The 21,652-nt window shown below is 70.9% G+C and carries 28 protein-coding genes; 17 read left to right on the top strand and 11 right to left on the bottom strand.

The window, feature by feature from the left end; translation table 11 throughout:
* The first annotated feature begins 53 nt into the window (after positions 1 to 53).
* The 3 genes from ACFTXQ_RS13195 to ACFTXQ_RS13205 all read left to right on the top strand — a co-directional run bounded on the left by ACFTXQ_RS13195 (position 54) and on the right by ACFTXQ_RS13205 (position 1,941).
* A complete protein-coding gene (locus tag ACFTXQ_RS13195; protein WP_382639567.1) occupies positions 54 to 593 on the top strand; it encodes a hypothetical protein in 540 nt (179 codons plus the stop codon).
* Positions 594 to 865: 272 nt separating this feature from the next.
* Positions 866 to 1,093, top strand: coding sequence for a CbtB-domain containing protein (locus ACFTXQ_RS13200; protein ID WP_382639570.1), 228 nt, complete (start codon positions 866 to 868; stop codon positions 1,091 to 1,093).
* Between the two features lie 14 nt (positions 1,094 to 1,107).
* Positions 1,108 to 1,941: a CbtA family protein gene (locus ACFTXQ_RS13205; RefSeq protein ID WP_382639573.1), complete on the top strand. Its 834-nt coding sequence runs from the start codon at positions 1,108 to 1,110 to the stop codon at positions 1,939 to 1,941.
* Between the two features lie 123 nt (positions 1,942 to 2,064).
* Here ACFTXQ_RS13205 and rpsN read toward each other — a convergent pair whose 3' ends face one another.
* On the bottom strand, positions 2,065 to 2,370 hold the full coding sequence (gene rpsN, locus ACFTXQ_RS13210) for a 30S ribosomal protein S14 (protein ID WP_382639575.1): 306 nt from the start codon (positions 2,368 to 2,370) through the stop codon (positions 2,065 to 2,067).
* Positions 2,370 to 2,606: a 50S ribosomal protein L28 gene (rpmB, locus tag ACFTXQ_RS13215; RefSeq protein WP_382639578.1), complete on the bottom strand. Its 237-nt coding sequence runs from the start codon at positions 2,604 to 2,606 to the stop codon at positions 2,370 to 2,372. The genes rpsN and rpmB overlap by 1 nt, the downstream gene beginning before the upstream one ends.
* 68 nt (positions 2,607 to 2,674) lie before the next feature.
* Here rpmB and rpmG point away from each other — a divergent pair, with 68 nt between their 5' ends.
* The 6 genes from rpmG to ACFTXQ_RS13245 all read left to right on the top strand — a co-directional run bounded on the left by rpmG (position 2,675) and on the right by ACFTXQ_RS13245 (position 5,960).
* Positions 2,675 to 2,839: a 50S ribosomal protein L33 gene (gene rpmG / locus ACFTXQ_RS13220; RefSeq protein WP_382639581.1), complete on the top strand. Its 165-nt coding sequence runs from the start codon at positions 2,675 to 2,677 to the stop codon at positions 2,837 to 2,839.
* 30 nt (positions 2,840 to 2,869) lie between these two features.
* Complete coding sequence (locus ACFTXQ_RS13225) at positions 2,870 to 3,118, top strand: type B 50S ribosomal protein L31 (protein WP_382639583.1); 249 nt, start codon at positions 2,870 to 2,872, stop codon at positions 3,116 to 3,118.
* Positions 3,115 to 4,257 carry a CobW family GTP-binding protein gene (locus tag ACFTXQ_RS13230; protein ID WP_382639585.1) on the top strand — a complete coding sequence of 381 codons (1,143 nt, stop codon included), beginning with the start codon at positions 3,115 to 3,117 and terminating at the stop codon, positions 4,255 to 4,257. Before ACFTXQ_RS13225 ends, ACFTXQ_RS13230 begins: the two co-directional genes overlap by 4 nt.
* A 42-nt stretch (positions 4,258 to 4,299) precedes the next feature.
* Complete coding sequence (gene rpsR / locus ACFTXQ_RS13235) at positions 4,300 to 4,536, top strand: 30S ribosomal protein S18 (RefSeq protein WP_382639587.1); 237 nt, start codon at positions 4,300 to 4,302, stop codon at positions 4,534 to 4,536.
* 64 nt (positions 4,537 to 4,600) lie between these two features.
* Positions 4,601 to 4,771 (top strand): 50S ribosomal protein L32, encoded by a 171-nt coding sequence (gene rpmF / locus ACFTXQ_RS13240; RefSeq protein ID WP_382639590.1) that lies wholly within the window; start codon positions 4,601 to 4,603, stop codon positions 4,769 to 4,771.
* Positions 4,772 to 4,778: 7 nt separating this feature from the next.
* The gene (locus ACFTXQ_RS13245) at positions 4,779 to 5,960 is read left to right on the top strand and encodes a GTP-binding protein (RefSeq protein WP_382639593.1); all 1,182 of its coding nucleotides are present in this window, start codon (positions 4,779 to 4,781) and stop codon (positions 5,958 to 5,960) included.
* A 38-nt stretch (positions 5,961 to 5,998) separates the two neighbouring features.
* Here ACFTXQ_RS13245 and ACFTXQ_RS13250 read toward each other — a convergent pair whose 3' ends face one another.
* Positions 5,999 to 6,922, bottom strand: a complete 924-nt coding sequence (locus ACFTXQ_RS13250) for a LysR family transcriptional regulator (RefSeq protein WP_382639596.1) — start codon at positions 6,920 to 6,922, stop codon at positions 5,999 to 6,001.
* Positions 6,923 to 7,067: 145 nt separating this feature from the next.
* Between ACFTXQ_RS13250 and ACFTXQ_RS13255 the strand changes: the two genes are divergently transcribed.
* Together ACFTXQ_RS13255 and ACFTXQ_RS13260 are read left to right on the top strand one after the other, a co-directional pair.
* Positions 7,068 to 8,120: a YncE family protein gene (locus ACFTXQ_RS13255; protein ID WP_382639599.1), complete on the top strand. Its 1,053-nt coding sequence runs from the start codon at positions 7,068 to 7,070 to the stop codon at positions 8,118 to 8,120.
* 144 nt (positions 8,121 to 8,264) lie between these two features.
* Positions 8,265 to 9,356, top strand: a complete 1,092-nt coding sequence (locus ACFTXQ_RS13260) for a PP2C family protein-serine/threonine phosphatase (RefSeq protein WP_382639602.1) — start codon at positions 8,265 to 8,267, stop codon at positions 9,354 to 9,356.
* Between the two features lie 26 nt (positions 9,357 to 9,382).
* On the opposite strand, the gene ACFTXQ_RS13265 is transcribed toward ACFTXQ_RS13260, so the two are convergent.
* Entirely contained in the window at positions 9,383 to 10,378 is a 996-nt protein-coding gene (locus ACFTXQ_RS13265; protein ID WP_382639605.1) for an aldo/keto reductase, read from the bottom strand.
* 106 nt (positions 10,379 to 10,484) lie between these two features.
* On the opposite strand from ACFTXQ_RS13265, the gene ACFTXQ_RS13270 reads away from it, so the two are divergent.
* Entirely contained in the window at positions 10,485 to 11,075 is a 591-nt protein-coding gene (locus ACFTXQ_RS13270; RefSeq protein WP_382639607.1) for a TetR family transcriptional regulator, read from the top strand.
* Positions 11,076 to 11,376: 301 nt separating this feature from the next.
* Here the strand turns inward: ACFTXQ_RS13270 and ACFTXQ_RS13275 are convergent, their stop codons facing one another.
* On the bottom strand, positions 11,377 to 11,580 hold the full coding sequence (locus ACFTXQ_RS13275) for a hypothetical protein (protein WP_382639610.1): 204 nt from the start codon (positions 11,578 to 11,580) through the stop codon (positions 11,377 to 11,379).
* Positions 11,581 to 11,982: 402 nt separating this feature from the next.
* Here ACFTXQ_RS13275 and ACFTXQ_RS13280 point away from each other — a divergent pair, with 402 nt between their 5' ends.
* On the top strand, positions 11,983 to 12,396 hold the full coding sequence (locus tag ACFTXQ_RS13280; RefSeq protein ID WP_382639613.1) for a hypothetical protein: 414 nt from the start codon (positions 11,983 to 11,985) through the stop codon (positions 12,394 to 12,396).
* A 46-nt stretch (positions 12,397 to 12,442) separates the two neighbouring features.
* Here the strand turns inward: ACFTXQ_RS13280 and ACFTXQ_RS13285 are convergent, their stop codons facing one another.
* Positions 12,443 to 12,856 (bottom strand): carboxymuconolactone decarboxylase family protein, encoded by a 414-nt coding sequence (locus ACFTXQ_RS13285; protein WP_382639616.1) that lies wholly within the window; start codon positions 12,854 to 12,856, stop codon positions 12,443 to 12,445.
* A gap of 35 nt (positions 12,857 to 12,891) precedes the next feature.
* Here ACFTXQ_RS13285 and ACFTXQ_RS13290 point away from each other — a divergent pair, with 35 nt between their 5' ends.
* Entirely contained in the window at positions 12,892 to 13,413 is a 522-nt protein-coding gene (locus ACFTXQ_RS13290) for a MarR family winged helix-turn-helix transcriptional regulator (RefSeq protein WP_382639619.1), read from the top strand.
* Between the two features lie 88 nt (positions 13,414 to 13,501).
* On the opposite strand, the gene ACFTXQ_RS13295 is transcribed toward ACFTXQ_RS13290, so the two are convergent.
* Together ACFTXQ_RS13295 and ACFTXQ_RS13300 are read right to left on the bottom strand one after the other, a co-directional pair.
* On the bottom strand, positions 13,502 to 14,821 hold the full coding sequence (locus ACFTXQ_RS13295) for a hypothetical protein (RefSeq protein ID WP_382639622.1): 1,320 nt from the start codon (positions 14,819 to 14,821) through the stop codon (positions 13,502 to 13,504).
* Between the two features lie 223 nt (positions 14,822 to 15,044).
* A complete protein-coding gene (locus ACFTXQ_RS13300) occupies positions 15,045 to 15,503 on the bottom strand; it encodes an Lrp/AsnC family transcriptional regulator (protein WP_382639624.1) in 459 nt (152 codons plus the stop codon).
* 77 nt (positions 15,504 to 15,580) lie between these two features.
* Here ACFTXQ_RS13300 and ACFTXQ_RS13305 point away from each other — a divergent pair, with 77 nt between their 5' ends.
* The 3 genes from ACFTXQ_RS13305 (at position 15,581) to ACFTXQ_RS13315 (ending at position 18,716) form a co-directional block, all read left to right on the top strand.
* A complete protein-coding gene (locus ACFTXQ_RS13305; RefSeq protein WP_382639627.1) occupies positions 15,581 to 16,723 on the top strand; it encodes a Glu/Leu/Phe/Val dehydrogenase dimerization domain-containing protein in 1,143 nt (380 codons plus the stop codon).
* Entirely contained in the window at positions 16,720 to 17,073 is a 354-nt protein-coding gene (locus tag ACFTXQ_RS13310; RefSeq protein WP_382639630.1) for a VOC family protein, read from the top strand. Before ACFTXQ_RS13305 ends, ACFTXQ_RS13310 begins: the two co-directional genes overlap by 4 nt.
* An 89-nt stretch (positions 17,074 to 17,162) precedes the next feature.
* Positions 17,163 to 18,716: a carboxylesterase/lipase family protein gene (locus ACFTXQ_RS13315; protein ID WP_382639632.1), complete on the top strand. Its 1,554-nt coding sequence runs from the start codon at positions 17,163 to 17,165 to the stop codon at positions 18,714 to 18,716.
* Positions 18,717 to 18,817: 101 nt separating this feature from the next.
* On the opposite strand, the gene ACFTXQ_RS13320 is transcribed toward ACFTXQ_RS13315, so the two are convergent.
* The 3 genes from ACFTXQ_RS13320 to ACFTXQ_RS13330 form a co-directional block, all read right to left on the bottom strand.
* Complete coding sequence (locus ACFTXQ_RS13320) at positions 18,818 to 19,915, bottom strand: MerR family transcriptional regulator (RefSeq protein WP_382639758.1); 1,098 nt, start codon at positions 19,913 to 19,915, stop codon at positions 18,818 to 18,820.
* A gap of 108 nt (positions 19,916 to 20,023) precedes the next feature.
* Positions 20,024 to 20,533 carry a hypothetical protein gene (locus tag ACFTXQ_RS13325; RefSeq protein WP_382639634.1) on the bottom strand — a complete coding sequence of 170 codons (510 nt, stop codon included), beginning with the start codon at positions 20,531 to 20,533 and terminating at the stop codon, positions 20,024 to 20,026.
* An 84-nt stretch (positions 20,534 to 20,617) separates the two neighbouring features.
* Positions 20,618 to 21,529, bottom strand: coding sequence for a YihY/virulence factor BrkB family protein (locus ACFTXQ_RS13330; RefSeq protein WP_382639637.1), 912 nt, complete (start codon positions 21,527 to 21,529; stop codon positions 20,618 to 20,620).
* Positions 21,530 to 21,652 lie beyond the last annotated feature (123 nt).

Consider the following 21,652-nt stretch of genomic DNA (forward strand, 5'->3'; position numbering starts at 1 on the left):
CCCGCGGCGATACCCGCTGGTGCCGGTGGGACGGGTGCCGCAGGATGGGGCGCATGAGTCTGGCGACCGTCACGCACCGGGTGGAGTTCCTGCGCCACCCCCACCCGGGTTACCCGGACCTCACGGCCTGGGGCATCCGGATCGACGGTACCGACCTGCGCGTCCTGGTCGCGGAGGCGACGCGCGGACTCTGGAGCCGGGAGCTCGACGAGGACGACGACACCCCGCAGGAGCGCGAGGAGTTCCTGCTCCGCCAACACGCTCCGCTCCACCTGGACGACGACGCCGACGGCGCCCGGGCCCGGGCTCATTTCCTGGGCGACGCCCCGCCGGACCTCCGCGACCGCGACACCGGCGCCCTGTGCCTCCTGGGCTGCTCCTGCGGGATCGACGCCTGCTGGCCCCTGCTCGCCACGGTCCGCGTCACGGCGACGGAGGTCACCTGGTCCGGCTTCCACCAGCCTCACCGGCCGCAGTGGGGCGAACTGCCGCTGGGCCCCTACGTCTTCCCGCGCCCGGCCTACGAGGAATCCCTGGGCGCGCCGGTCGCGCTCACCCGGGACCCCCTCGCGCCGCTTCTGGGTGAGGGATAGCCCCAGCGGGGGCCCTGCGCCGTCTCGTGGCCCGGACTCCTCATGTGATCAGGAACTCATCCGCTTGGTCGGACAGCCTGCGGGGCTGTACCGTCACGGCGACATTGACACATAGCGACGACGGCGAGACGGAAGCCCGGTGTGAATCCGGCATGGTCGCGCCACTGTGTGCTGCGATGCCACACCTCCGGGGGTGGCGGCGCGGCGAGTCAGACCCGAGGACCGTCGTCCCCGCCACCACATGGGACGCGTGTTCCCCGAGGAGGTCCACCATGGCCGAGGCTGCCGCTTCCGCTGCCATACCCACCCCCGCCCTTTCGCCGTCGGCTCCGCTGCCCGTTCGCGCGGTGCTGCCCTGGGCGCTGTTCGTCGGCCTGCTGATGCTCGTGGCCCTGTACTTCGTCGGCGCCGAGCAGGGTGCCACCGCCGTGTTCTCCGGCGAGGGCGTGCACGAGTGGGTGCACGACGGCCGTCATCTGCTCGGCTTCCCCTGCCACTGAGAGGCCAACGCGCCATGTACGCCTCCACTGTCAGAGGTCTGCTGGTCCGCGGCATGCTCGCGGGCCTGATCGCCGGACTGTTCGCGTTCGCCGTCGCCTACGTGGTCGGTGAGCCCCCGGTTCGGGGCTCCATCGCCGTCGAAGAGGCCACGGCCGCCAAGGACGTTGCCGACGCCGGTGCGATGGCCGGCCACGCCGGTCACGGTGCTGCCGCCCCCGCCGCCGAGGAGGAGGAAGAGCTCGTCAGCCGGCCCGTTCAGTCGACCGTCGGTCTCGCCACCGGCGTGCTGGTCTACGGGGTCGCGCTGGGCGGTATCGCCTCCCTCGCGTTCTCCTTCGCCCTGGGCCGCGTCGGCGGGTTCAGCCCCCGTGCGACGGCGGCGCTCACGGCCGCGGGCGCCTTCGCGACCGTCTACCTGGTGCCGTTCCTGAAGTACCCGGCCACCCCGCCGGCGGTCGGCAATCCGGACACCATCGGCCAGCGCACCACGCTGTTCTTCCTGATGATCCTGCTCAGCGTCCTGCTCGGCGTCGGCGCGATCATCCTGGGACGGCGGCTGGCCCCGCGCCTGGGCAACTGGAACGCGACGCTGACGGCCGGGGCGGGCTTCGTCGTCGCCACGGCGCTGGCCTTCCTCGTCCTTCCGGACAACACCGACGCGGTCAAGCCCGAGTTCCCCGCCGCGCTGCTGTGGGAATTCCGGGTGGCCTCGCTGTCCGTCCAGGTCGTGCTGTGGGCCGTCTTCGGGGTCGTGTTCGGCGTCCTCGCCCAGCGGCTGCTGGCCCACCGCACCGACCCCGCCGGTGCGGAGGCCGCGACGACCCGGACGGCATCCGCCCTCGGCTGATCGCCCGGCGACACAGCTACCCGACGGCCCTGCCGCCCCGACATCCGGGGCGGCAGGGCCGTTCCCTTGCGTCTTCCGTCGCCCTCCGGTCCCGGGAAGTACGACGGGCACGCGCTGCGGGCGCTACCAGGACGACTTGGTGACCCCCGGCAGGAACCCGGCGTGCGCCTGCTCACGCATCCGGACGCGCGAGAGCCCGAACTTCCGCAGGTGACCGCGGGGACGGCCGTCCACGCCGTCCCGGTTGCGCACCCGGGTGGCGCTCGCGTCGCGGGGCTGCCTGCGCAGTTCCGCCAGCGCCGCGCCCCGCTCGGCCTCCGTCGAGGACGGCCTCCGGAGGACCTCCTTCAGCTCGGCGCGCCGGGCTGCGTACCGCTCGACGATCGCCCTGCGCTTCTCGTTCTGCGCGATCTTGCTCTTCTTGGCCATCAGACCTTCACCCCCCGGGCGCGGATCCGGGCCACGGCCGCTTCGACGCCGATGACGTCGACGGTCTTGATCGCCTTCGCGCTCAGGGTCAGGCGGACATGCCGTCCCTCGCTCGGCAGCCAGTAGCGCTTGCTTTGGATGTTGGGGTCGAAGCGGCGGGAAGTACGCCGGTGCGAGTGGGAGATGTGGTGGCCGAAGCCCGGCTTCGCGCCGGTCAGCTGGCAGTGTGCGGACAAGGTGCTACCTGCCCCTCTCTGGGCGGAGTGGTTATTGGAAATGATTTCCATTGCCGTATAGTAGCGGCATGGCACGCAACGAAACACGCCCGATCGTCAAGCTCCGCTCCACGGCCGGGACCGGATACACGTACGTCACCCGCAAGAACCGGCGGAACGACCCGGACCGCATGGTGCTGCGCAAGTTCGACCCTGTGGTCCGCCGGCACGTCGACTTCCGCGAAGAGCGCTGACCCCCGCCCCTCCTGCCTGAAGGAACCGTCATGAAGCCCGGGATCCACCCCGCCTACGGCCCCGTCGTCTTCCGCGACAAGGCCGCCGACTTCGCCTTCCTCACCCGCTCGACCGCCACCAGCGGCAAAACGGTGGAGTGGGAGGACGGCAACACCTACCCCGTCATAGACGTGGAGATCTCCTCGCAGAGCCACCCCTTCTACACCGGCACCGCCCGCGTCCTGGACACCGCCGGCCGCGTCGAGCGCTTCGAGCGCCGTTACGGGAGCAAGGCGTGAGGCTGCCCGTCGTCATCGTCGGCGGGCTCCACTCGGACGCCCGCAAGGAGGTCGTGGACCGGCTGCTGCATGCCGTACCCGGCAGCGTCGCCCTCCATCACGACCTCGCCACAGCGGCGGCGGGCACGGTGCTGCGCGTGGTGCGCGACGCCTCGGGCGAGCTGTCCCGGGGCGAAGCGCCCCTCGTCAACGACTGCGCCTGCTGCGCGCTGCGCGAGGACCTGGTCCCCGAGCTGGAACGGATGGCCGGCATCGGGCTGACCCGGCTGGCCGTCGTCGAGCTGTGGGATTCCGTCGAACCCAAGGCGATGGCCGAAGTCGTCACCGCGCACGGCGCCGACGCACTCGACCTCACCGGCGTGATCACCGCGGTCGACCCGGCCCTCGTCCTGCCCTACCTCGTCAACGGCGACGACCTGGCCGACGCGGGCCTCGCGGCGGCCGCCACCGATCAGCGCACGGTCGGGGACACCTGGGCGCGCCAGTTGGAGTACGCGCCCGTACTCGCGCTCGTCGACAGCGAGGAAGCCGACGACGAGGACCGCGCCCTGCTGGCCCAACTCCACCCGACTGCCCGGCAGGTGTCCGCCGCATCCGGCGAGCTCGCGCAGGCGGCCTTTGCCGGCTTCGACGTGGAAGCGGCGGCCGCCGCCCAGCACCCGGCCTGCGCCCTGCTCCCCCAGGAGGCGGAGGAAGCGGGGGTGACCACCTTGGTCTGGCACCGCCGCCGCCCCTTCCATCCCGAGCGCCTCTACCAGGCCCTGGAAGACCTGTGCTGCGCGGCCGCCCGCAGCCGTGGCCGGTTCTGGCTCGCCGACCGCCCCGACACCCTGCTGGCCTGGGACGCGGCGGGCGGCGCCCTGTGCGTGGAGAACGCCGGCCCCTGGCTGGCGTCCCTGCCGGACGCCGCCTGGGAGCTGGTCCCGCCGATGCGCAGGGCGGCGGCCTCGCTCCACTGGCATCCCGAGCACGGCGACTGCTGCCAGCACCTCGTCTTCACCTCCCCCGGCCTCGATCGCCACGGCCTGGAACGACTCCTGGAGTCCTGCCTGCTCACCGACGCCGAATACGCGGCGGGACCGGAGGCGTGGAGATCCCTTCCAGCCGCCTTCGACTCCCTCCTCGACCCCGTCTCGTAAGACCCGTACCACCCGACGACTCCACGACCGCAAGGAACGCGCATGGCCCGCCGCCAGAACGCCCACAAGCCGCTCAAGGCCCGCCCCAACCCGCTGGACGCAGCAGGGATCACCTACATCGACTACAAGGACACCGACCTGCTGCGGAAGTTCGTCTCCGACCGGGGCAAGATCCGTAGCCGCCGCGTCACCCGCGTCACCGCCCAGCAGCAGCGACAGCTCGCCGCCGCCGTCAAGAACGCCCGCGAAATGGCCCTGCTCCCGTACGGCACCCGATAGGCCGCGGCGCAACCCGCCGGCGTCGGCAAACGACAACACCCCACAACTCACCCAGGAGATACCGATGGCAGTCCCGAAGCGGAAGACGTCCCGGAGCAACACCCGTCACCGCAGGGCCCAGTGGAAGGCCAGCACACCGCAGCTCGTCCCGATCACGGTCGACGGCTCGGTGTACCGGGTGCCGCAGCGCCTGGTGAAGGCCTACGAGCGCGGTCTGCTGCGCCCCGAAGGCTGAGCCGCTCATGACGACGTACGACCGACTGCCCGTGACCGTCCTGTCCGGCTTCCTCGGTGCGGGAAAGACCACCCTGCTCAACCACGTCCTCGGCAACCGCGAGGGACTGCGGGTCGCGGTGATCGTCAACGACATGAGCGAGGTCAACATCGACGCCGCGCTCGTGCGCGGCGGCGAGGCGGCCCTGTCGCGCACCGAGGAACGCCTGGTCGAGATGACCAACGGCTGCATCTGCTGCACCCTGCGCGACGACCTGCTCGAAGAGGTCGACCGCCTCGCCCGTGAGGGCCGCTTCGACCACCTGCTCATCGAGTCGAGCGGCATCTCGGAACCCATGCCGGTCGCCGCCACGTTCTCGTTCCCCCGCGACGACGGCGCCACCCTCGGCGATCTCGCCCGTCTCGACACCATGGTCACCGTGGTCGACGCGGCGAACTTCCTGCCGGAACTCGCGGGTGGCGACGAACTCGCCGCGCGCGGACTCGACCAGTACGAGGACGACGAACGCACCGTGAGCGACCTCCTCGTGGACCAGGTCGAGTTCGCGGACGTCATCGTCCTCAACAAGCTCGACCTGGTCGGGCCGGACCAGGCCGCTGTGCTGCGTGCCGCCCTCGCCCGCCTCAACCCCGAGGCCCGCGTCGTCCCTGCCGTCCGTGGGCGTGTCGCGCTCGAACAGGTGCTGGGCACCGGTCTGTTCGACGTCGAACGGGCCCAGCAGGCGCCAGGCTGGGTCAAGGAGCTCAACGGCGACCATGTTCCGGAAACGGAGGAGTACGGCATCTCCTCCCTCGTCTTCCGCTCCGATCTCCCCTTCCACCCCGGCCGCCTGTGGACTTTCGTCACCAAGGGCCTCGACAGCGGCACCTTCGGCCGGATCCTGCGCTCAAAGGGGTTCTTCCGGCTCGCCAGCCGCCCCCGCGTGACCGGTCTCTGGTCACAGGCGGGCGCGGTGGCCCGCTTCGAGCCCGCGGGCGCCCTCGGCCCGGACAGCAGCCAGGGCCAGGAACTCGTCTTCATCGGCACCGGGCTGCGTCCTGAAGCCCTCCGGGCGGCCCTCGAAGCCTGCCTGCTCGACGCGCACGAGCCCGTGCCCCCCGAGGACGATTTCCCGGCGTGGGAGACGTACGGAATCGACGGCGCCTGCGAGCACGAACACCCGCACTCGGCCTACGAGGCGGTGGCCTGAGACACCGTCACAGGGGCAGCGACAGAGGGAGGGTGACGTCAGTTGGCGGTGCGGGCGGCTGCCGTCCCCGGTCCCGTCGGGGCCAGGACGGCGGCCGTCAGGTGTTCGCGGAACCAGCGGTGCCCCGGATCGGTCGAGTTGCGGGGGTGCCAGGCCATCCCGAGGTCGAGGGGGGCCAGTTCGAGGGGGATGGGGAACGTCCGCAGTCCCATGGCGGTGACGGTGTCGGGGAGCCAGTCGGCCAGGCTGAGCGCGACGAGGTCGGTGTCCCGGGCGAGCATCATCGCGCTCGTGTGGCTGGGCACCACGACCGCGGTCCGGCGTTGCAGCCCGAGTTCCGCGAGCGCGGTGTCGATGGGTCCGAGGCGCTTGCCGAGCCGGGAGATGCCGATGTGGTCGGCCGCGGCGAAACGGCGGGCGTCGATCGGCCGGTCGAAGAGGGGGTGACCGCTGCGGGCGATGCCGACCAGCGGCGTCCGCCTCAGCGGGCGGGTCCGGATCTCCGGATCCAGGTGTCCCAGGACGCCCAGCTCGACGTCCACCCATCCCTGCCGCAGCCCAGGGCCGCCCTCCAATGCCTCCGGCAGGAAGACGACGTCCACCTGCGGGGCCTCGGCGTGGATCCGCTCGGTCAGGCTCGCGGCCAGTCCCACCAGCAGCAGGTCGGCGGCCTGCACCGTGAAGGTGCGCTGGAGATGCACGGCATCGAAACCGGGGCCGGGCCGCAGGACGTTGTCGCAGCCGCGCAGCAACGCGCCGACCTCCTCCCGGAGTTCGACGGCGCGCGGGGTCGGGACCAGCCCCTGGCCGGCCCGGACCAGCAGCGGGTCACCGACGGCGCGGCGGAGCCGGGCGAGGGTGCGGCTGACCGCCGCGGGCGAGGTGCCCAGGCGCTCCGCTGCGCGGGTCACGCTGTTCTCCTGGAGCAGGGCGTCCAGGACTCTCAGCAGGTTGAGATCCACGAATGCCTCCTGAGCTGCACTTTTACGCCTGAGTCAATGATTCGATGTCAATCTTTGCATTGTTCGCGGCGTCTTCCGGCGCGGAGAGTGGACATGCCCGCGAAGACTCGCGGCATTCACTTCACCCCCCTTTCAAGGAGCCGCTGTGCAGCAGTCCCCCCGCGCCGGTAGGGAAGGCGACGTCCTCGCCGTCGTCAGTCAGAGCGGACCGACGGTCTCGTTCTTCGACGCCGCTTCCGACCGGCACCTCGTCGACCTGGAAGTCCCCGCCGAGCCCCACGAGTTGTGTTTCGACCCGACGCAGCGACTGCTGTGGTGCACGTTGACGTACCGCTCGGGCTACTACCACGCGAACGGCGGCCGGCGCACCGAACTGGCCGTCATCGACCCTGACACCCGCCGCATCGTCGAGGTCGTCGACCTGGCTCCGGAACACGGGCCGCACGGCCTGGCGTTGGATGCGGAGCGAGATCGCCTCTACGTCAGCGTGGAGGGTTCGGAGGACCGGCCCGGCGGTGTCGTGGTGATCGACACGCGGACCCGTCGGCCCCTGGGCAGGATCGATACGGACGCGCCCGGCCCGCACTGGTTCGCCATCGATCCGGCGGGGCGGACGGGTTACGCCACCAACAAGGAAGCGCCGTTCGTTTCGGTCGTCGACCTCGAACGGGGCAGCCTCACCGCGAAGGTCGAGGTACCGGGCAGTGAGGGCCTCGCCGTCTCCGCCGACGGCAGGCACGTCTTCGTCGCCGCGCCCTACGGCGATTTCTCCGGCTCCGCGGAGGATCGGCCGCCCACCGGGATCCGGGTCATCGACACCCGGACGGCGGCCGTCGTCGACACCCTGCCCGCCGGGGACATCGTCCTGCCGGTGCACGTGACCTCGACGGGCAGGCTGCTCGCGGGCGAGGTGCGCATGGCGCCCGACCCCGTCTCCCGACTCGGGCACCACGCACCGGGCCGCCTCACCGTGTTCTGCGCCGACACCCGCAAGCAGCTGGGCGACCTCGAGGTCGGTCTCTTCCCGCTGACGATCACCTCGTCCCCCGACGGCCGGCTCGCCTATGTGGCGTGCGTCGTCTCGTCCACCGTCGACGTCATCGACCTGGAGAGGCTCGAACGCCTGGCCCGGCTGGACATCGCCAAGCTCGGCGAACCCGGCGCGCACGGCCTCGCCTACGTTCCGCGCCCGGCCTGACCCCCGCCAGAGGCCCACCGGGGCGCACGACATCTTTCACCGATTCAATCAAGCGTTCGAATGCGTCTTTGGTTGGGGAGGGTCGGGCGGCCTACTCCGTTCGCCGAAGAGCTATGCCCTGGTTGCGTAGATATTCTGTGTAGTGTGATCGAGTCCGGACGGCCGCGGCTCCGTCGCCGCTACGGCCGGGGATGGCTTGTGCGGCTGTCGCCGGTCATTCTGACCGTCGTGATCGCCAGCCTGGCCTACAACACTCCGCCGGAAATGGCCTTCAGTCGCCTCCTGCCGGCGGCGCCGGCCCTGGCCGCCGCCATGTGGCCGGTTCTCCCCACCGTCCTGCTCGGGACGGTCTGCCTCCTCCTGATGATCGGGCTCAGCCTCGTCTTCCCCGACCTGGGAACGTGGTGGACGGCCGCGGGGATCATCGCGGTCACCGTGGCCGCCGCGTACGGAAGCCATCTCCGCCTCCAGCGGGAGCGCACCCTCTTTCAGGTGCGGCTCGTCGCCGACGCGGCGCAGCAGGTAGTGCTGAGCCCTCTGCCGCGGCGCCTCGGGAACGTCGAGATCGAATCGCTGTACCTCGCGGCCGCGGCGGAGGCCAGCATCGGCGGGGACTTCTACGAGGTGGCCGACACGCCGTACGGCATCAGGCTGCTCATCGGGGACGTACGGGGCAAGGGGCTGCCGGCAGTGGGGGCGGCCGCGGCGATCGTCAACGCCTTCCGGGAGGCGGCGTACGGTGAGATCGACCTGGTCAACGTCGCACGCAGGCTGGACGCCAGCAGCACTCGATACAACGCCGCCTTTCCCCCCGACGGGCCGATGGAGCGCTTCGCCACCGCCCTCCTCGCCGAGATCCCGCACGAGGAAAGACGTATCGTCATCCTCAACTGCGGACACCCTCCGCCTCTGCTCCTGAGCCGCGGGGCACTGCGTGTCCTCGAGTCGGACACCCCCTCGCCGCTGCTCAGCCTCGCGGAGCTGATCGGCGATCACTACAACGTCGACACCTTCGACTTCGCTCCCGGCGACCTGCTGCTCCTCTACACCGACGGGATCGCCGAGGCCCGCGCGCGCGACGGCGAGTTCTTCCCGTTGGCAGCCTGGATGCGTCAACAGCCGCCGACACCGCCCCGTGAACTGCTCACGGCCCTTCACCGCGACCTCCTCCGCTACAGCAGGGGCCGCCTTGACGACGACATCGCCGCCCTCGCCGTACGTCTGCGTGAACCCTGATCGACAGAGCGCCATGCGGCGCGGGGTCAGCCGTTCAGGGTCTGCATGAGTTCGGGCGAGTAGCGGTCGCCGGAGACGATCCCCAGCGGGGCGACCGCCTCGATCGCGGCGATGTCCTGCGCGGTCACCGTGATGTCCATGGCGGCGACGTTCTCCTCCAGGTACCGGCGGCGCTTGGTGCCCGGGATGGCGACGGCGCCCTGGTGCAGGACCCAGGCGAGGGCGAGCTGGGACGGGGTGGCGGACTTCCCTTCTGCCAGGCGCCGGACGGCGTCGACGACGGCGAGGTTGCGGGCGAAGTTCTCGCCCTGGAAGCGGGGGTCCGTGCGGCGGAAGTCGTCGGCCGCGAAGTCGTCGGGAGTGGTGATGGCGCCGGAGAGGAAGCCGCGGCCCAGCGGGGCGTAGGCGACGAGGCCGATGCCGAGCTCGTCGAGGGTGGCCTTCACCCCGTCGGTCTCGATGCCCCGCTCGAAGAGGGAGTACTCCGTCTGGACGGCCGTGAGGGGGTGGACGGCGTGGGCGCGCCGGATCGTGTCCGCGGCGGCTTCGCTGACGCCGACGTAGCGGACCTTGCCGGCCGTGACGAGCTCGGACATGGCGCCGATGCTCTCCTCCACGGGCACGTTCGGGTCGATGCGGTGCAGGTAGTACAGGTCGATGTGGTCGGTGCCCAGGTGGCGCAGGGAGCGGTCCGCGGCGCGGTGGATGTACTCCGGGCGGCCGTTGAAGCCGTGCATTGCGCCGTCGTCGTCGAACTCGAGGCCGGTCTTGGTGGCGATGACGACCTGGTCGCGGCGGTGGCCGGCGAGGGCCCCGAGGGCCTTGCCGATCAGCTGCTCGTTGCGGAAGGGGCCGTAGCCCTCGGCGGTGTCGAGCAGGGTGACGCCGAGCTCAAGGGCGCGGTCGATGGTCGCCAGCGATTCGGCCTCGTCGGTCGCGCCGTAGAAGGCGGTCATGCCCATGCAGCCGAGGCCTTCGGCGCCGACGTGGAGGCCCTGGCTGCCGAGTGCACGCAGTTCCATGATCGATGTCCTCTCTGGGGGGTTAGTAACTAACTGGTTAGTTCCAGAGTGGAGTGACCTCGCCCGTTTGTCAATAACTAGATAGTTACTTGCTAGCCTGAGCGACATGGCACGCGATTCCCAAGCAACGAGGGCCCGGATCCTGGAGGCCGGGTTCGACGAGTTCGCCCGCTACGGCATCGCCGGAGCCCGGGTCGACCGCATCGCGGAGGCGGCCGGCGCGAACAAGCGGATGATCTACGCCTACTACGGGAACAAAGAGCAGCTCTTCGACACGGTCATCCAGCAAGCGCTGGAGAAGGGCGCGGAGTCCGTGCCCTTCGACGCGGAGGACCTGCCCGGGTACGCCGGGGCGATCTTCGACCACCTCGTGGCGGACCCGCGGCTCATCCGGCTGGTGACGTGGAAGCTGCTGGAGCGGCCGGAGGCAACGGCACTCGAGGCCGAGGCCTACGACCGCAAGGTCGCCGCGCTCTCCACAGCGCAGCAGGACGGGCTGGTGGACCCCGCCTACCTGCCGGACGACATCCTGGCTCTGGTGCTGGCCCTGGCGCAGTCGTGGTTCACGATGGCGGGCGGTGCGCTGGGCGGCGAGGGCGGTTCCGGGTGGACACCGCAGCGCCGGGCCCGGCACCGCGCGGCGGTGGTCGAGGCGGTCGCCCGGCTCAGCGCGCCCCGGGACTCCGCCGCCCTGTAACCCGGGCCTTACAAACGGTTCCGGCCCGTCACGGCTCGCTCTCGGAACGCCCTGGGGAGGTCGCTTTCCGAACGGGCGTATCGCGTCCGGACTGCCTTCACGATGTCGTGCTGGTCGGGCGTTTCGGGTGGGGCGGCCACCGTCCACGTCCCGCTGTCGAACGCCTCGAGCATCACGAGACACCGGGAGAAGTCGTCGGCGTGGAGTTCGGCGGCGACCAGGTCGTCCGCCTCGAATGCCTGGGGACTGCACCCAAGCACGGGCGGTGGCCGGCCGCCGCGCGCGATGCGGCTGAACCGCTTCACGTGGGGGCGACTACGCCGACGAGGCGTGCAGCAGCAGATCGCGCAGTGCCGTGGCCGTGTCCGACGGCTCGGAGGGGGGTGAGGACGACCTGGTCGGCGGTGGTCGAAGGGCCGGTGAGGGGGATCATGCGCAGACCGGGCGGCTGGTGGCCGGGTGCGGATTCGACGGTGATGCCGATGCCACCGCCGACAGCGTGCACGCCATCGCCGCTCATGTCGCCGCGGCAACGGGGCGGGCAGGAGGCGGTCGCAGAGACCGCTGTTGATCTGGTGGGGCCAGGTGAGCAGGCCGGTGGTGGACAGCTCGGACGCGCTCGGTTCGGCGTGCCCGGCGAGGGGGTGAGCCTCCCCTTCAGGGAGACGGACGACGCGCCGGCAGCGCTGACCGGCGGTCTCCAGCACGCCCGATCACGATGGTCACCCGCCGAGGTGCTCCCCCAAGGGGGTGACCGTCTTCACCGCTGAATCGATCATGCTGACCCGGCGCGGTGCCGTACGTGCTCTCGTGGACTGCGGACACGTTGTCCGTAGCCCGGTGCGCCTCGTCCACAGCCCGCTACAGGACGGAGGGGGCCACGCTTGGAACCGGAGGAGAGCACACCATGGCCTACCAAATCGGCGACCACATCGAGTTCTTCCCCCCGACACCCGCCACCTACGTCCCGATCTCGGCCACCGCTTCCCTCACAAACCCCGTCCCGCCGGAGGTAGGACGCATCACCTCCGTCAGGAGCGGCGACAACGGCATGGCCTACGCCGTCACCCGCACAGATGGCTCCACCGTCACGGTTCCCGAAAAGCTCGTCAGGTCACGCGTCTTCCAGCCCGGTGACACTGTGACGTACCAGCCCGTCGGCAGCCTGGGACTCCAGCCGGCCCAAACCCCCGATCAATGGCTCACGGGCAAGATCGTCGAGGCACGCCCCGGCAGTGACGGCGACGGCTGGTTCTACATCGTCACCGGCCCCCTGGGCAATGAAGGTGTTCCCGCCACGAGCCTTCGACCCGACGCCTGACGCCCCCCGTCACGAGCTCTGCCAGGCGCGTACCGAAGCCGATCCGTCACACGGCTCGTGTGAGCCGGTTCGCAAACGTCGAGACCGTGTACGCGCCGATGCCCAGGACCACCTCCAGGGCGTTCTGGCGCGTGTAGCCGAAGCTCTGGAACCGCTCCAGCTCCTCGTCGCTCACGGCACCCGACGAGGCGAGGACCTGGAGGGTGAACTGCCGTACGGCCTCGAGGCGTTCAGGGTCCGACGCCGGCCCCAGGGAGGCGAGCTTCGCCTCGTGCATGTCCACGCACAGGTGGCACTGGTTGCGGGCCGCGACGGTGAGGATGACGGTCTCGCGGGAGTGCGGGTCCAATGTCGTGGACTCGAAGATCTCGGTGAGCTTCAGGAAGCCGTCCAGGATGTGCGGTGACTCCTTCAGGAGGGCGACGGCGTTTGCGGTGCGGGCGGACAGGTCGTTGCGCAAGGCAGCTCCAGACGAAGTGGACTAGGATGGACAACATGGTTGGCCATCTCGATGCAGAAAACGTAAACCAGGTTGTCGATAGCGGCAAGGGGTATGAGCCGGGATACGAGCTGCCGCTTCTCCTCTTCGGCGGATTCCGCACCCTGATCGATCGGCTCCACGCCCGCCTCGCCGCCGAGGGCCACCCCGACCTGCGCCCGGCGTACGGCTTCGCCATGCAAGCCATCGGCGCGCGGGGGGCGACCGCCAGCGACATCGGGCGCCGGCTCGGCGTGTCGAAGCAGGCCGCGGGCAAGACCGTGGACCGCCTCCTCGCCGTCGGCTACGCGGAGCGCACCGACGACCCCGCCGACGCCCGCCGCAAGCTCGTCCGCCTGACCCCGCACGGCTACGACGCCCTGGCCCGCTCAGCCGCGATCTTCGACGAACTGCGCGCGGAGTGGGCCACGACGCTCGGCGCGGATCGCGTCCGGGACATCGAGGCCGCGCTGCGCACCGTCGTACCGGCGGAGACGGCCTACCGGCTGGACGCCACGAGCTGGCTCGGCGGGGCGTAACGACCGGACCACGGCTGACTCCTGGCGAGCCCTCGCAAGTTGCCGACGGTCACGGCCTCACCGGCCCTTGGCAACACTCAACGAAGTATCACAAGCCTGCCAGGGCAAGGATCCTGTGCATGGCTGCGGATGGCAGGCTGGGGTTACCGGCTGCGGCGCTCGCGACCGACTCCGATGGATCGGCCAGCAGCCGCGTCAAGTCCTCCGCCGGGAGACTGGGATGGGCCGCCGTCGCGCGACGCACCGCGTGATCGGGATCGGCCGCAAGGCGACGCACGGATTCGATCGGCAAGTCCGGGTCCCGGAGGGCCAGTTGCCTCATTCTCGGGTCGTGATCGGTGGCCAGACGCCGAAGGACGTCCACCGGGAGGGGAAGGTCGTCCGCCGGACGCCACCGGACCATCTTGTCCGGGCGGTAACTGCGGTCGATGCGCTCGGCGGTGGCGGAATCGATCTGGTCACGGGCGTGCAGAGCCATGGTCGTGCGGACGCTGCTCTCCTCGTCGTCAAGCAGCCGGGCTCCGACTGGTGCCGGGAGGTCGTCGGCCATCGCGGCCGATGCACGGAAGCACACATACGGCGAGTCCACGTAGGGCAGAGGATCAGCCGTCACCCACGGCAGACCCAGTGTCCGAAGCTCCGCACGCGCTATCTCCCCCATGAACTCCCGTTCGAGCGCGTCGTCGTCCATTACCTGGTGGTTCGCGAGCCAGCCCGGCACGGGCACGTCCGTCAGGATCTGTGCATGGATCGCAGCGCGGGTTGACTCCAGGGTGTCCTGCCGGGCGAAGATGCGGAGCGTGACCCGCGGATTGGCGTCCGCGGCGAGCTTGTCGCGCAGCGCCGGCGGGAGGTCGGCGTGCGCCGCGAGTTCCCTGCGTACTTCGCCGTCCGGATCATCGGCCAGCCAACGGGCGGTGTGGGCGTCCAGCGTGCAGTGGCGCACCGCCCCAGCGCGCGTGACCGGGTCAGCCAGCAGCACCGGCAGCAGGTCGGCCGGCGGAACGGGATGAGGAATCCGACGGTAGTAGGTCGAACAGGCTGCTGCGCGTACCGAGTCGTCGGGATCCGTCAGCAGGAGGCGGCGCACCGGTTCGGGAGCATGCGTCCACCATTGGGCGAGCGTCGCTCGGACCTTCGGCTCCGGGTCGGCCGCCAGCCGGGCCCGCAGATCCGGCGGTATGTGACCGCTCTCCGCCAGGTGTTCCCGTACCTGGGTGTCTGCGTCGCCGAGGAGCTGCTCGAACAGCTCTCGCGGTGCGGCGTCTGCAGCAATCGCCACAGCTCTGCGTATCGCGGGATCCGGGTGGGCGGCGAGCATCATCCGGAAGTTGTGCGGGAGGCTCCGGTTGAGGGCGAGAGAGTGTGTGAGCCAGTGATCATCGGCGGCAATGATCTCGGCGATCACGTCATCGCTCAGGTCTGGCCGCTAGGCCACCCCGCCCAGCCCCTTGCGATAGGCAAGGAGGCGACGCACGAGCGCGGACGGGAGGGTTGGGTTCCCCGCCAGCCCCTGCACCACCTTGTCGAGATGGACCGGCGGCGGCGTAGCGTCAGACACGGCGAGGAACCCTTCTGCCTGGTGACCTGACCATCCATTCTCTCACGCGCATTCACGGGGGATGGGGCGATCACGGCGTGAGGGGGGCGAGGACCTGGTTGTGGGCGTGTTGGTAGATCACCGAGGTGCGGAAGCCGACGACTTCGCGGCGCTCCGTGAACTTGTCCATGAGGAAGCCGTGGAGGTAGTCCACGCTGGGCGCGGAGACGTGCACGATCATGTCGTCGCCGCCGGTGACCACGTAGACCGTGCTGACCTCGGGCAGGCCGGCGGCATAGGTCTTGAACGCCTCGATGACCGCCCGGCTGAGGGGGCGGATCTGGAAGTGGATGAGCGCCTGGACGTGCCGGTTCAGGGCGGCCGGGTCGACTGCGGCGTGGTAGCCGGTGATGGCTCCACGGGCTCGCAGTGCGCGGATGCGTTCGAGGCAGGTCGACGGGGCGATGCCGAGGGTACGGGCGAGGTCCCGGTTGGTCTGCCGCGCATCGCGCTGCAGATGCCGGATGATCGCCGAATCAAGTTCGTCCATACGGCGATTATGGCCTCCGTGCCGAATCATGTTCGGGGGATCGTCGTGGTGGTTGGCGGAAGAGCTAGCTTCACGGCATGACAGCCGTACTTGAGGAAGCCCTGTCCCCCAACATCCCGAATCCTTCACACGAGTTGGTGCAGGTCGTACGCGGCCGCCGCAGCGGGCTCGCGATCTGTGTCGCGATCCACTCGACCGCTCTCGGCCCGGCCGCCGGCGGGTGCCGGATCGCTCATTACCCCGACCCCCGGGCCGCCGTCGCGGACGCGTTGCGGCTGGCGGCGGCGATGACCGAGAAGAATGCGCTGGCCGGTCTGGACCACGGAGGAGCGAAAGCGGTCGTCGCCCTGCCGACCCCGAGTCGGCCGGCCGGCGCGGAACGTACGGCCTTGCTCCACGACCTCGGTGACGCGATCGAGTCGCTCGGCGGCCGCTACATCGCGGGCCCGGACGTGGGGAGCAGCCCGGCCGACTTGTCCGTGATCGGCCAACGCACCGCGCACGTCGTCTGCCGGCCCGTCGAGGACGGCGGCAGCGGCGACTCCTCCCTCCACACCGCGCGCGGCACCCTCGCGGCGCTGGGCGCGGTGGCCGGCGAAGCCTTCGGCTCACCGGACCTCACCGGGCGGACCTTCGGGGTGATCGGCCTCGGCGCGGTCGGCGCCCACGTGGCCCGGCTCCTGGACCGGAGCGGCGCGCGGCTCGTCGTGACCGACATCGACCCGGCCGCCCGCAGCCTGGCCGCCGAGTTGGGCGCGACCTGGCTGGAACCGGACGAAATCCTTGCGGCTGAGGTCGACGTCCTCGTGCCGGCCGCGCTCGGCGGTCTGCTGACTGCCCGCACGGTGCCGCTGCTGCGGTGCGCCGCCGTCGCCGGCCCGGCCAACAATCAACTCGACGAACCGCACACCGCCCGCCTTCTCGCCGAACGGGGCATCCTCTGGGCGCCGGACGTGGTGGTCAGCGCGGGAGGAGTCATCCACGCCACCGGTGTCGAACTGCGCCGGGAATCTGAGGAACAGCTGACCGAGCGGCTCTCGCGCATCAGCGGCACGCTCCAGCAGGTCTTCCACACGGCCCGGACTCACGGGACCACACCCACGGACGCGGCCGCGGAACTCGCCGGCCGACGAGTCCGTGAAGGAGTCCGCCAAGGGATCCGTCAAGGACCCTCGCACCCGGTTCGCGGTGTGGACGCCACAGGAGCGCTGACGAGATGACGAACCGCTGGATCGGAATGACCATCGACTGCGTCGACGTGGAACGGGTCGCGACCTTCTGGGGCGCGCTGCTGGACCGTCCGCAACTGCCCTCCCGGCCCGGCTGGGTCTACCGCGGCCATCCCGGCGACCCGCAGCCCCGTCTCAACTTCCAGCCCGTGACCGAGCCGAAGCACGGCAAGGCACGCCTGCACCTCGACGTCGGGGTCGACGACATCGACCAGGGCATCACCCAGGTCATCGCCCTCGGCGGTCGGTTCACCGGCGAACGGCACGACTACGACGAGGGTGTGGTCGTCGTGATGGCCGATCCCGAAGAGAACGAATTCTGCCTGGTCCAGTACTACTGACCCGAGCGTCTCCCTAAATGACTGGCGCGCTTCGTGGCGACACGGGGATGATCCCGGACATGTCCAAGCCGCCCACTGAGGGAGCTGTGGTGACCGTTGCCGAGCAGTCGGAGCAGTCCGAACCGTCCGGGCCCCGGCCCGAGGTACGTGTGACGGGTGGGGTGCTGCGCGGCAGCCGCGAGGCGGGGGTGGCGGTCTTCCGTGGCATCCCGTTCGCCGAGCCGCCGGTCGGCCCGCTGCGTTTCGCCGCGCCGCGGCCCGTACGGGGATGGGACGGGGTGCGGTCGGCCGTGTCGTACGGCCCACCGCCCCCGCAGGGCGGTCACTTCGGCATGGACGCGCTGGCGCGGGACGCGGCGGACGACGACTGGCTCACCGTCAACGTCTGGTCGCCCGAGCCGGGCCCGGGCGCAGGTCTGCCGGTGATGGTGTGGATCCAGGGCGGCGCCTACTCGATCGGCATGTCGGGACTTCCCGAGTACGACGGCGGTCGCCTGGCGCGTGAGGGCGTCGTCGTGGTGACGTTCAACTACCGGGTGGGCCTGGAGGGTTACGGGCAGATCGAAGGGGCTCCCGCCAACCGGGGCCTGCTGGACCAGATCGCCGCCCTGGAGTGGGTCCGCGACAACATCCGGGCCTTCGGCGGTGACCCGGAGCGCGTCACGGTCTTCGGCCAGTCGGCGGGAGCCGGGTCGGTCGCCGCCCTGCTCGCCGCGCCGAGGGCGGTCGGGCTCTTCGGCAGGGCCGTGGCACAGAGCGTGCAGGGCACGTTCTTCTCGCCGGAGCTGGCCGCGGACATCGCCGCCGCCTGCGCTGCCGAACTGGGGCTGCGGGCCACGGTGGCCGACCTGTCCGCTGTGGACCCGGCCCGGTTGGCCGCCGCCGGTGACGCGGTCGGCGCCAAGTCGGACAGGTGGGCGGATCGCTGGGGTCCGGTCGCGCACCGGGCGATCCCGTTCTCGCCGGTCGTCGACGGCGACAGCGACAGCCTGCCGGTCACCCCGTGGCAGGCCCTGGCGGACGGCGCCGGCCGGGACATCGAACTCCTCGTCGGCCACACCCGCGACGAAACGCGGCTGCTGGCAGCGCTCGACGGTGTGCTCGGCCAGGTCACACCGGAGCAGGCGGACACCGCCCTGCAGGTCTTCGGCCCCGGCCGGGACGCCGCACACCGCTACCGTGAGGCGTTCCCCGCCGCGGGTCCGGACGAGCTCTACGAACTCGTCAGCTCGGACTGGTTGTTCCGCATGCCGTCCCTCCACCTCGCCCAGGCCCAGACCGCCGCCGGCGGCCGCGCCTACGTCTACGAGCTGACCTGGTCCGCCCCGGGCATGGGCGGTGCCCTGGGCGCCTGCCACGGCCTCGACGGGCCGCTGGTCTTCGGCAACCTGGACCGCGGCCAGCCCGCGATGCTCATCGGACAAGACCCGTCCCCGGAGGCCGAGGACCTGTCCGCGCGCATGCGGGCCGCGTGGACGGCGTTCGCCACCCACGGCGACCCGGGCTGGCCGGCGTACGACACCGGACAGCGCTCCGTGCGGCTCTTCACCACCCCGCCGACCCTCGCCCCCTACCCGGAAGAGGCCTCCCGCCTGATCTGGCAGGACCACACGTTCCCCGCACTGCCGCTGCTCGACCGCTAGGCCATCGCGGCCGTCCGGGCCGTGAGGGGGGACCCGGGGTGGGGGGCCGTCCGTCACCCCGTCAGGTGGTGGTGAAGCGCTCCGCGACGCTGCGACGCGGTTCAGGCCACGAGCAGGCGGAGGCCGAGATCTGCCGCGTCGAGATCGGCGACGTCTCGGTTGCGTTCGGCCCACCGGCCGGAGGCGAGGTCGTCGCCGAGGCTTCGCACCGCCCGGTGCTCGGCCTCCTTCCCGACCCTCGTCCACACCGACATCGCTCGGCGCACGTGGTCCTGCAGGTACGCCCCCGGTCGGCGCCAATACGCCTCGAACAGGCCGTCGGTGCAGTCCCAGGGAATGGGAACCGGCTCCGCGCGGGCGCCGATCGCATCTGCCATTGCGGCAAGCGAGGGAAATTCCGCGAGGATGCCGGTGAACTCGGGCAGGTAGTCGCGGGTCAGCCAGAACCGGTCCTGCCAGCCGGGCTCGTCGGTGTCGAAGGTGAGCACCACCACGCGGCGGGCCACGCGCCGCATCTCGCGCAGTCCGGCGATCGGGTCCTGCCAGTGGTGGACGGTGGAGACGGCCATCGCGGCATCGAACGACCGGTCCTCGAACGGCAGGCTCTCCGCGGCCGCGGCCGCGCACGGCGCCGCGCCGGCGGGTCGCTGCGCGCGCATGACCGCCGACGGCTCCACCGCGGTCACGTCGCGGTCGTGGGGTTCGTAGGAGCCGGTGCCGGCCCCGACGTTCAGCACCGACCGTGCGTCCCCGAGTGCGTCCCAGATCTGCGCGGCGATCCGCGGCTCGGTGCGCCGTGTCGCGGTGTAGGCGCCGCCGATGGCGTCGTACAGCCGTGCGCCCAGCATCCGCATCTGGTCCTCCGGCGTCACCGTCATTCCCTTCGCCCGTGCCTCGAGTTCCCTGTCGATGGCCGCCACCATGGCGTCGGCGCGGTCGCGCTGTTCCAGGAGCAGGCCGCGCAGTCGGTGCAGGTGCGCGACCGCGTCGGTGGACCGGTCGCCGACCAGGTCCGCGACCTCCCGCAGCCCGAACCCCAGCCGACGGTAGGCGAGTACCTCCCGCAGCCGCTCCACGTCAGCCGCCGAATAGGCCCGGTACCCGGCCCCGGTCCGTGCCGACGGCCGCACGAGCCCGATCTCGTCGTAGTGATGCAGCGTGCGGACGCTCACCCCGCCCAGCTCCGCCACGCGTCCCACCGTCCAGTACTCTTCCACGCGACCGACTATGCAGCCTGACGCCACGTGAGGGTCAAGCGCCCCGGAGCGGCGGGCGGCTTCCCGCGAGCGGAGCTGTGGCGGGGGTGGTCAGCAGCCGCCGCAGTTGTAGTACAGGACGTCCCAGTGGTTGCCCTCGTCGGCGTAGATGTTGCCGGAGCCCGACTTCCACTGGGGTGCGCCGTCACCGCGCAGACCGATGTAGGTGAAGGTGCCCTTGATGTAGTTGGTGACGCAGGTGCCCTTGGCGTAGTCGAGCTTGTAGCCGTTCCAGTGTGAATAGGTGCCGGAAGCGTGGCCCGTCTCGGTGCCGCCGGTGATGTTCAGGGCGCAGCCGGTGGCGCGCTTGAGCGTCTGGGCGCCCTGAGCCGTGGCGAGGTTGAGTTGTTCGAACGACGTACAGGTGGGGTTGTTGCGGTCGGAGCAGTTGCCCGACGACGACCAGGTGATGCCCACCTGGCGGAACATCGAGGTCGCGGTGGCGTGGCTGATCTTGCCGGCGGCGTGGGCATCGGTCGTCGTGACCAGGGCTCCGAAGCCGGGCGCGAAGAGTGCGCCGAGGACGAGTAAGAGAACGGTGAGGACGGAACGGGTCTTCACGGAAGTGCCTCCTGCAGGTGACCGCTGGCGTGGGTGCTGGGCGTGCTGTGCAGGTGGAGCGAGCACGCTGATCGTGCCCTACGTCTACGCGCGTACGCCAGACGACGGTCCCGTTTCGCTCCGCCCCGCCCGCCGGGCGAGCACGGCGTTGAACTGTGCCCCCGTGAGCAGTGCGAGGTTGGTGAACCACAGCCACACCAGGAAGACCACGGTGCCGGCCAGTGAACCGTAGAGCCTGCTGTAGGTGCCGGACTCGGCGTAGAGCGTGAACAGTCCCGAGGCTCCGAGCCACAGCAGTGCCGCCAGTACTCCGCCGGGCAGGCTCCGGCGCGTTCCGCGGGCCTGACGGGGTCCGGTCCGGAAGAGGATGAGGATCAGGGACGTGACGATCAGGAGGAGCACCGGCCATCGCAGTAGGGCCGTCGCTTCGCTGCCCGCGTCGCCGGTGGCCGAGGCGAGCCGGCGGATCACCGGGCCGGTCGCGACGAGGGTCGCGGCGCCCGCCACCAGCAGGGCGAGCAGCGTGCCGGCAGTGAGGACGAGCACGTGTGCCGAGCGCAGGGGCGGGCGCTTGTCCGGCAGCCGGTGCATCGCGTGGAGGGCGCGGCGGAAGACCGCCAGGTAGCTGGAGGCCGACCACAGTGCGCTGAGGACGCCGCTGCAGAGCAGGACCCACAGGGACGACGGCTCGGAGGTGAGGCCGTTCAGTGCCTCGCGGAGTACCTGCGCGGACTGTGGAGGGGCGTAGGAGGTGAGGTCGAGGATCAGGCGCTCGCGGGTGCCGGCGCCGGCGAGGCCCACCAGGGAGACGGCGACGAGGAGGGCGGGCACCAGCGCGAGGACCGCGTAGTAGGTGAGCGCCGCGGCGCAGTCGGCGACGTTGTCCTCCCAGAGCCGTAGCGCGGTGCTGGTCAGAGCCGTCCGAGTCCGTTGCGCGGCGGCGCGGAGGCCGGTTGCGGAGGTGCGCCGGAAAGTGCGGAGCGAGTTCGATGCCACGATGCGCTCCTGCCCGTGGCGACCGCCCTCATCCTCCCCGGGAAGCGGACGTGTGAGGTCCGGCTTCCGGGGCAGGCGGGACACAGCTGCGACGCAGCGAGACAACGCAGGTTCTACGAAGGA

The sequence above is a fragment of the Streptomyces sp. NPDC057010 genome (genome assembly GCF_042673805.1).
Taxonomy (GTDB): domain Bacteria; phylum Actinomycetota; class Actinomycetes; order Streptomycetales; family Streptomycetaceae; genus Streptomyces.

What these genes read in the sequence shown, in the direction of transcription:
- ACFTXQ_RS13270 (WP_382639607.1), top strand. Translation starts at nt 10,485, where the DNA reads ATGGCACGCGATTCCCAAGCAACGAGGGCCCGGATCCTGGAGGCCGGG.
- ACFTXQ_RS13225 (WP_382639583.1), top strand. Translation starts at nt 2,870, where the DNA reads ATGAAGCCCGGGATCCACCCCGCCTACGGCCCCGTCGTCTTCCGCGAC.
- rpsR (WP_382639587.1), top strand. Translation starts at nt 4,300, where the DNA reads ATGGCCCGCCGCCAGAACGCCCACAAGCCGCTCAAGGCCCGCCCCAAC.
- rpmG (WP_382639581.1), top strand. Translation starts at nt 2,675, where the DNA reads ATGGCACGCAACGAAACACGCCCGATCGTCAAGCTCCGCTCCACGGCC.
- ACFTXQ_RS13310 (WP_382639630.1), top strand. Translation starts at nt 16,720, where the DNA reads ATGACGAACCGCTGGATCGGAATGACCATCGACTGCGTCGACGTGGAA.
- ACFTXQ_RS13245 (WP_382639593.1), top strand. Translation starts at nt 4,779, where the DNA reads ATGACGACGTACGACCGACTGCCCGTGACCGTCCTGTCCGGCTTCCTC.
- ACFTXQ_RS13290 (WP_382639619.1), top strand. Translation starts at nt 12,892, where the DNA reads ATGGTTGGCCATCTCGATGCAGAAAACGTAAACCAGGTTGTCGATAGC.
- ACFTXQ_RS13305 (WP_382639627.1), top strand. Translation starts at nt 15,581, where the DNA reads ATGACAGCCGTACTTGAGGAAGCCCTGTCCCCCAACATCCCGAATCCT.
- ACFTXQ_RS13200 (WP_382639570.1), top strand. Translation starts at nt 866, where the DNA reads ATGGCCGAGGCTGCCGCTTCCGCTGCCATACCCACCCCCGCCCTTTCG.
- ACFTXQ_RS13280 (WP_382639613.1), top strand. Translation starts at nt 11,983, where the DNA reads ATGGCCTACCAAATCGGCGACCACATCGAGTTCTTCCCCCCGACACCC.
- ACFTXQ_RS13205 (WP_382639573.1), top strand. Translation starts at nt 1,108, where the DNA reads ATGTACGCCTCCACTGTCAGAGGTCTGCTGGTCCGCGGCATGCTCGCG.
- rpmF (WP_382639590.1), top strand. Translation starts at nt 4,601, where the DNA reads ATGGCAGTCCCGAAGCGGAAGACGTCCCGGAGCAACACCCGTCACCGC.
- ACFTXQ_RS13300 (WP_382639624.1), bottom strand. Translation starts at nt 15,503, where the DNA reads ATGGACGAACTTGATTCGGCGATCATCCGGCATCTGCAGCGCGATGCG.
- ACFTXQ_RS13195 (WP_382639567.1), top strand. Translation starts at nt 54, where the DNA reads ATGAGTCTGGCGACCGTCACGCACCGGGTGGAGTTCCTGCGCCACCCC.
- ACFTXQ_RS13265 (WP_382639605.1), bottom strand. Translation starts at nt 10,378, where the DNA reads ATGGAACTGCGTGCACTCGGCAGCCAGGGCCTCCACGTCGGCGCCGAA.
- rpsN (WP_382639575.1), bottom strand. Translation starts at nt 2,370, where the DNA reads ATGGCCAAGAAGAGCAAGATCGCGCAGAACGAGAAGCGCAGGGCGATC.